Raw genomic sequence first — 7,454 nt, forward strand, 5'->3', positions numbered from 1 at the left:
GTTGGAAGACCTTAATCTTCATGCCAAACACGGGTTGTTTGCGCTGACAGGGAGCTTAAATGCGGGCATTTTTAAGTATTGGAAACAACCTGATGGCTCGGTAATTGGCGAGGCGCTGTTTAACGGGCAGAAGGATGATTGTGAAGCTGAGATACGCCTATACTTCCGGCACACGGCGCACGGCAAGTTATGGTGGGAGGAGATTAGCCTTCAGGAGATTGAACCTATCCCGCCACGGCTTGTGAAGGTGGCGGTGGCATGGGGCGGCCATGATATGGCTTTCTGGGATAAATGGGCGGATATTGCCGGACAGCAGAAGGTAGATATTGCTGTTTTGACCGAGGACTTCCCTGGCCTGGACCCTGAGCCGCAGGATGGGCCTTCTTTCCAATGGATGGCTAAGAAAGCGCGTCGCTGGCGAATGCACCTCACCGGCAGCATCATGGAGCAACGGGGTGATTTAATATTGAACTCAAGTCCCCTCTATGATCGCGAGGGCGGCCTGCTTGGGATTTATAGCAAAAACCAGTTGTATGACCTAGAACAGGATAAAGGGGTCACGGCAGGAATAGGGATGCCCGTCTTCAAGACCGACTTTGGGGTAGTGGGCATCACCACTTGTTATGATAACTGGTTCCCCGAGCCGGCGCGACTGTTAGCCTATAAGGGTGCGGAACTCATCTGCCTCTCTGCCGCAGGTTACTACGCGGGGCTTATCCCTTCACGAGCGGGTGATAACTGCCTGACCTATGCGGTCAGCAGCAACTCCAACCGCGCGGGTATATGGGATAGCGGCGGAGTACGTGCCGGTGATCAAGATTGGCATGACCGCGATCCCTCCATGTGGACGCTAACCTCAATCCAGGACTACACCGTAGATAATGAGAATTATATGCTGACTGCCGTTATCGACCTAAACCTAAAGTACAGCCCCCACATTGCGGGAGGCAATATGCAGTCGGCGCCAGGTGGTAGAAGATGCCGTCAGACCTTGATTGAGCCTTTAGAAGAAGAAATTGCCCGTGAGGCGCGGCGTTGGTGGGAAGAGGAGTAAAACTACACACCAGCTTTCGTCTGAAAAGGTATTATCTAGCGTAGCTTTGGGAATGAATAATAAATAAAGGATTTTATATGCAGACATCAGTAACATGCGATTGGAATGATGGGAACCTGGTGGCTAATGGCGACTTTACTAAAGGGGTCGTCAATGGGCTTCCTGCAGGTTGGGAACCGTCATGTCCTAATCCTGCTCTCGCTCCTAAGTTTGAGTTAGTCACCCCTAAGAGCGGCAAGCCGATGCTAATGGCAACCGGCAATGGCCGCAAAGAGTGCTGGGGTGTAATTAAGCACCCGATTACATTCGAGGCCGGCAAGACTTATCGCTTCAGGGTTCACTTCAAGTTTGAAGGGTTTGAAGATGTCAATCACCACATGATCCATGCGGTCTTTGGCCCTGAATTTAACCAAGGTGTAATGAATTACAAGAAAGACGGTGACTGGGTCATCGGCGACACCCGATTTGAAGGGCCGGAGAAGGAAGGCGAGGGCTTTATGCACCTTTACTTCCGATATTCCCCCAATGGCAAGGTCTGGTGGGACCATGTCAGTATCTCCGAGTGTGAGCCTATCCCCTCACGCCCTGTAAAGATAGCCGTCAACTGGGGCTATGGAGATATGGAGCATTGGGACAAGTGGCTGGATTTGGCAGGCCAGAAGTTCGTTGATATCGCCCTATTACCAGAGAGCTTCAACGGCAAGGGTGTAAAAGACCCTGAATCAATTGATGGCGAAGCCAACCAGTTCATGGCCAAGAAGGCCCGCAGATGGCGCATTCACGTTGCGGGTTCGGTTTATGAGAAGCGCGGCGATCTCACACTTAACACTGGCTCCCTTTATGGGCCTGATGGCAAGCTCATCGGAACTTATAGCAAGAACCAGCTTTTCGACCCTGAATGTGATGAAGGAGCAACGAGCGGTACTGAGATGCCCGTGTTCCAAACCCGCTTTGGCAAGGTCGCATTTGTTATCTGTTATGACTCTTGGTTCCCGGAGCCGATGAGGTTGGCGGCGTATAAGGGCGCAGAGCTTATACTTTTCCCCAGCGCCGGTTACTTCCTCGATCTGATGCCTGCGCGTGCGGCTGATAATGGCGTATGGATTGCCGCCAGCAGCGGATGTCCTGCAGGGGTTTGGGATCCAAGCGGCGCACGAGCCGGTGAAGAGTATGCCAGTGAAACACGCTATTGCAAGACGGGTATCCTTAACTATGAGATGGACGCGGTCAATCGCATGATTGTCGTCACCATCGACATGAGCAAGAAATACAGCCCCCATTATTGGGGCGGGCCAATCCACTCGGCGCCGGGTGGACGCCGCATAAGACAAACGAGAATCGTATCACTAGAGGACCAGATAGCGCAAGAAGTCAAGCGCTGGTGGGACGAATAACAACTTAGGATAGAAAGGATTAATCATGGTTAAAGTAGGAATGGTAGGAATGGGTGGAATGGGCAGCCACCACGCAGCAACACTAGCAGGAATGCCCAATGCAAAGGTCTTGTATACCTGTGACCTTATTCAAGAGAGAGCAGATAAGGCTGCAGCAGCCACTGGCGCTAAGGCCATCACCGACTTCCGGCAGATGCTGGATGATGTGGATGCGGTTTATGTATGCACAGAACCCTTCAATCGTGTTGATGTCGTCACCGCCTGCGCTGAAGCCGGTAAGCACATCTTCATGGAGAAACCTGTCTGCATCAATCTAGAAGGCGCCGAGAAGATGGTAGCCGCATGCAAGAAAGCCAAGGTCAAGCTGATGCTGGGCTATGTCCTTCGTTTCTGGAGTCCTTTTAATCTTATCAAGTACACCCTTGACAGCGGCGAGCTTGGGGACTTGGTCACAGTATTCACGCAGCGCTTCATGCCGGTTGATATGCGCTCTGTTTGGTATGGAGACCAGTCCAAGAGTGGAGGCATTACCTTGGACTTTGGTAGCCATGACATCGATTGGGTACGATGGGTCGGCGGAGATGTCAAGACAGTGTTCGGGCAAGTCGCTCGTATTCGTCCGGGCGTTAATGCTGATGAGCACGTTCAAGGCATGATGCTTTTCCAAAATGGCGGTTGGGGTTCCATCTGCGATAGCTGGGGATCTTTCCTCGGTGATAGTCAATTGGGCGTCGTAGGTACCAAAGGCGCCATCATCGTAGACCGCGGCGGCATCATCCGCAAGAAGGTCGGCGATGGTGAAGAGGAAATCTTGAGTGAGGGTGGTGACATGAGCATCGACCCCAAGGGCAACCTCGGCAAAGGCGCTCCCAGCAAGGATGAAACCATCCAACAGCACTTCATCCGAAGTGTCGAAGAGGACTTCACCCCCCTAGTCACCGGCGATGACGGCATAGCCGTCTGGAAAATCGTCTTCGGCATCCTAGAATCCGCCAAAACCGGCAAGGCTGTCGATATCGTCTAGTTTAGACTCGTTTATAAGGCTCGGGGCGCTTGATCCCCGAGCCTTTTTTATATGAGTTCCTAACTTGATGCAGGATATTTAACACGCAACGTCGTAGTTTTATTTACTGAGTAGCGATTTAACCGATGACATAAACACGAAATTAGAGGTGAATGAGAACATGAAAAGTGGATGGCCATATCGAATTGAGTTCTGGGGCAAGCGCAAGCAATTCCCTCTACACTGGGCAGCACTCAAAGGCAAGACACAAATGGTGGCAAAACTCGCGACCAACGGAGCGGATGTGAACGCCAGGTATTTGTATGGTGAGACCCCGCTTCACTTTGCAGCACGCGGGGGCAGCATCGAAACAGCTGCCTTCTTGATAGGTCGTGGGACCGAATTGAATGCACGTGACGACAGTGGTCGTATACCTTTGCATTCCGCCCAAGATTGGAGACAAGGCGCCATGGCCGCATTTCTTATTGAACACGGTGCGGACATTCACGCAAGGGCAAGCAATGGATGGACGCCGCTTCACTATGCGATAGGTGATACGAAGACAGTTACATTACTGATTGACCGGGGAGCCGATATCAACGCACCTGACAACGATGGAATGACATCTCTGCACTGGGCAATCTCTTGTGATGGACCGGAGACGCTAGCAGTACTCCTCGAACGGGGAGCGGATATACACGCAAGGGATAGAGAGGGGTGGACAGCTTTACACTGGACAGCCGAACAATATCGACTTGAAATGGCCTACATGCTCTTGGATCGCGGAGCAAACGTAAACGCACAGGCAGAGGATGGGCTAACGCCACTGCAAGTAGCTTTACGCTATGATGCCACCGACATCATTGATCTCTTCAAAGAACGTGGTGGAGAATGACAGAACTGGAACTTGATGCAGGATATTTGACATGCAACGTCGTAGTTTCATTTATTGAGTAGCGATTAGTTTAACCGGCGACATAAACACGAAATCTGAGGTGAACAAGAACATGAAAAGTGGTTGGCCATATTATATTGAGAGTTGGCGGAACCGCAAGCTATTCCCACTTCACCGGGCAGCCCTAAAGGGCATGACGAATGAGGTGGAAAAGCTTGCGATGAACGGAGCGGATGTGAATGCTAGGTATTTGTATGGTGAGACCCCGCTTCACTTCGCAGCACGCGGGGGTAACATCGAAGTTGCGGCTTTCTTGCTCGGCCGTGGGGCAGATGTGAACTCACATGACTACGACGGGGAAACCCCTTTGCATATTGCACCTGATTCGGGGCAAAGCAAAATGGCTGCGTTTCTAATTGAACATGGGTCAGACATTCATGCAAGGACAAATGATGGACAAACCCCACTTCATTACTCGTCAGGTGATACGAAAATATGTGAGTTACTGATTGACCGAGGGGCGGACATTAACGCACGGGACAACAAAGGAGAGACACCGATGCACAGAGCTGCCTGGGGGGATGACCCAGAGACAATCGCACTGCTCTTTAAACGGGGAGCGGATATTAACGCAAGGGATAATGAGGGAAATACACCCCATCATCTTGCGATAAACAGCGGAGCCGCTCTAGCAGTTGAGGTTTTCGAAACCCACGGGGGAGAATGACAGAACTGGATACAACCCCATTAGAACTGATCGAGCTAACGGAATGATGTATAGTCTTACTGATGATATTGATGTCAAGGGGGGCTACAGGGACCGTTTACTTGTCGGAACCACCCTTCCCTGCTCCGCGTACCTTACGCCTTCTGCTACAAAGGTCTTTAGGTTGGCGATGTAGCGGGCGGTGGGGTTGGGCCATTCCATGTAGCCGGAGGACGGGCAGAGGATGAAGCGATTGCCTTGGCCGGCGTCGATGGCTTCGTGGATCAGGTGGGTCATTCGCTCGTCAGAGGCAGTCATTAGGTCATGGGATTCAATACCGCCCTCTAGACCCATTCGGTTGCCTACTTGCGCAAACGCATCAGATAGGGTGATGTCCCCCATCGGTGGGGGCTCCATTGGGTTGAGGACATCAACACCCATCTCCATAAATCGGCTGAGAACGGGACCCATTTTGCCGTGGCAATGAACCCATACTCGTCCGCCGCCGTTATGGATGAGGTCACATAATGGCTTGTCGAAGGCATAGACGAAGTCATCAAAGTCTTTTATACCCATGAGAGGAGGGATGCATAACTCCGGACCAATCCAGGCGAAGACGGGCTTTAGCCCTGCCTCTAATGCGCACTTCACGTGGTCATAAAGGCGTTTGGCATAAACTTCAATGGCTTCACTGAGCAGATTGCGGCACTCCATGCTCCATAAGGCGAAGTTAATAGACCCCGCAGCACCCTGCAAGGCATACATGGCATGCGGAAGGCCATAATCCACAATCCCCCGCTCGCCAATCGATGCTTCGGCTGCTTCAAAAGGCTTGGTTGTGAAGGGAAAAGGCTCATAAGGAGCCGAGAGGAGTATCTTTATATCCTTAGGTTGTTTGAGCAATGGCTCGATATCATAGCTTGGTAGTCCAACAGTACTATCTTTCCTGGCGCATGTTAGTACACCCTGTGAGGTCTTCAATTCCGTCCTGACAATCACCCATTTATCCGACTCCGACGGTTCTTCCCAGCGCCTCCACAAGTCCCCACCATAAATCCCGCCATAGATATCAAAAGGCGAGTTGGCGCTTCCGATATGGTCAGCTAATTCCAACCCCAATTGATAGACCGGCTCATAGTCGGGATGAAGCATCGATTGACCCTTAACGAACCCCCAGAGCTTTACGGCAGGCCTATCAGGTATCTGCCCCCGGAATATCCTTGTCAGTCTTTCACGCGAGGTCATTGCCATGATTTAATAGTGCTCTAACTTGACTGGCGCTTTTCTTGCGGCGGACATGGGTAGAGCGGCATCTATCTCAAGTTCCCTATAAGCATCGGTGCCTGTAACGGGTGGTTCCTTGCCATCACGTACGGCCGTAGCGAAGGCAATCGTACCGCACTTAATCGACTGCTTGAATTCGGTTCGGGAGTTGCCATCTGGAGGAGCCCATACGATCTTTTGCGGCTCATCTCCCACACGCATTCGGAATTCACCGGAAAGGTCCTCGATCATGCCCATCGCCTTTGTGCCGATATATTCAATTCGCATGAGCGGCGCTTCCCAGGCAGTCTTGCAGGAACCAGTCAATGTGCCAATGCTTCCGTTTGTGAACTTGAGAGTGGCGGAACGGTCACGATCGAGTTCTCCTGGAGACATATAGGCTGTTAATTCATCTACATCCCCGTTGAACCATCGCATCAAGTCAATCACATGGCTCCAGCAGCAGAGGTGGGCAAATACATTAACCATAAGTGGGTCGCCAAACTCACCGGCAGTGATCGCTGCCTTCATAGCCTTGGCATGGCTAACGGTTCGATAATTAAAGCCGATACCAAAGAACTTGCCGCTCTTACGCCAGGTGTCCATAATCTGCTTGCCGGCAATCAGGTCACTTTCCTCTACGTTGAACTGACCTTTGGCGCCGGCAAGAGGCTTTTCGCAGTAGACATGCTTCCCTGCCCTCAACGCCTTCATTAGTGGTTCAGGCCGATAGACTTCATTAGTAACGACATCAACCACATCAATATTCAGAGACTCAAGCATCTTATCGATATTCGTAAAGTATGGAATGCCATATCGGTCGGCTAAGTTCTTAGCTTTCTCTTCGACCAAATCACAGGTGGCAACAAGTTCCACACCGTCCACTTCGGCATATGCAGGAGCATGGTCATTGCACCCAATTCCACCACAACCAACAATCGCAACTTTTAAAGCCATAACTCTATCCTTAAGAATTTTTCCAGTACCAGTATTTATTGTTAAAAATATATTATTATATTGTATAGTAAATGGATGCAAAATATAAATTATTAGAAGAAGAGAAATCGGATTTTGCTCATAAACTGAATAATAGCGACAAAAATAATCCGCGTCGTTTAATTCGTTATTTAGAGATTGCT

7 protein-coding genes are annotated in these 7,454 nt (G+C 50.8%); 5 read left to right on the top strand and 2 right to left on the bottom strand.

Annotated elements, in window-relative coordinates:
• From WCO51_07440 to WCO51_07460, 5 genes are all read left to right on the top strand, one after another.
• On the top strand, positions 1 to 1,054 hold a 1,054-nt coding region (locus WCO51_07440), incomplete at its 5' end, for a carbon-nitrogen hydrolase family protein (protein MEI6513093.1).
• Positions 1,055 to 1,131: 77 nt separating this feature from the next.
• Positions 1,132 to 2,448, top strand: coding sequence for a carbon-nitrogen hydrolase family protein (locus WCO51_07445; GenBank protein ID MEI6513094.1), 1,317 nt, complete (start codon positions 1,132 to 1,134; stop codon positions 2,446 to 2,448).
• A 25-nt stretch (positions 2,449 to 2,473) separates the two neighbouring features.
• Positions 2,474 to 3,472 (top strand): Gfo/Idh/MocA family oxidoreductase, encoded by a 999-nt coding sequence (locus WCO51_07450; GenBank protein ID MEI6513095.1) that lies wholly within the window; start codon positions 2,474 to 2,476, stop codon positions 3,470 to 3,472.
• Positions 3,473 to 3,632: 160 nt separating this feature from the next.
• The gene (locus WCO51_07455) at positions 3,633 to 4,346 is read left to right on the top strand and encodes an ankyrin repeat domain-containing protein (GenBank protein MEI6513096.1); all 714 of its coding nucleotides are present in this window, start codon (positions 3,633 to 3,635) and stop codon (positions 4,344 to 4,346) included.
• A 112-nt stretch (positions 4,347 to 4,458) separates the two neighbouring features.
• On the top strand, positions 4,459 to 5,073 hold the full coding sequence (locus WCO51_07460) for an ankyrin repeat domain-containing protein (GenBank protein ID MEI6513097.1): 615 nt from the start codon (positions 4,459 to 4,461) through the stop codon (positions 5,071 to 5,073).
• Between the two features lie 84 nt (positions 5,074 to 5,157).
• On the opposite strand, the gene WCO51_07465 is transcribed toward WCO51_07460, so the two are convergent.
• Positions 5,158 to 6,303 (bottom strand): uroporphyrinogen decarboxylase family protein, encoded by a 1,146-nt coding sequence (locus WCO51_07465; protein ID MEI6513098.1) that lies wholly within the window; start codon positions 6,301 to 6,303, stop codon positions 5,158 to 5,160.
• A 3-nt stretch (positions 6,304 to 6,306) separates the two neighbouring features.
• Positions 6,307 to 7,272, bottom strand: coding sequence for a Gfo/Idh/MocA family oxidoreductase (locus WCO51_07470; GenBank protein ID MEI6513099.1), 966 nt, complete (start codon positions 7,270 to 7,272; stop codon positions 6,307 to 6,309).
• Positions 7,273 to 7,454 lie beyond the last annotated feature (182 nt).

The sequence above is a fragment of the bacterium genome (genome assembly GCA_037131655.1).
Lineage (GTDB): Bacteria > Armatimonadota > Fimbriimonadia > Fimbriimonadales > JBAXQP01 > JBAXQP01.

Coding starts and splice junctions, on each gene's coding strand:
- WCO51_07465 (MEI6513098.1), bottom strand. CDS start 6,303: ATGGCAATGACCTCGCGTGAAAGACTGACAAGGATATTCCGGGGGCAG.
- WCO51_07450 (MEI6513095.1), top strand. CDS start 2,474: ATGGTTAAAGTAGGAATGGTAGGAATGGGTGGAATGGGCAGCCACCAC.
- WCO51_07460 (MEI6513097.1), top strand. CDS start 4,459: ATGAAAAGTGGTTGGCCATATTATATTGAGAGTTGGCGGAACCGCAAG.
- WCO51_07445 (MEI6513094.1), top strand. CDS start 1,132: ATGCAGACATCAGTAACATGCGATTGGAATGATGGGAACCTGGTGGCT.
- WCO51_07470 (MEI6513099.1), bottom strand. CDS start 7,272: ATGGCTTTAAAAGTTGCGATTGTTGGTTGTGGTGGAATTGGGTGCAAT.
- WCO51_07455 (MEI6513096.1), top strand. CDS start 3,633: ATGAAAAGTGGATGGCCATATCGAATTGAGTTCTGGGGCAAGCGCAAG.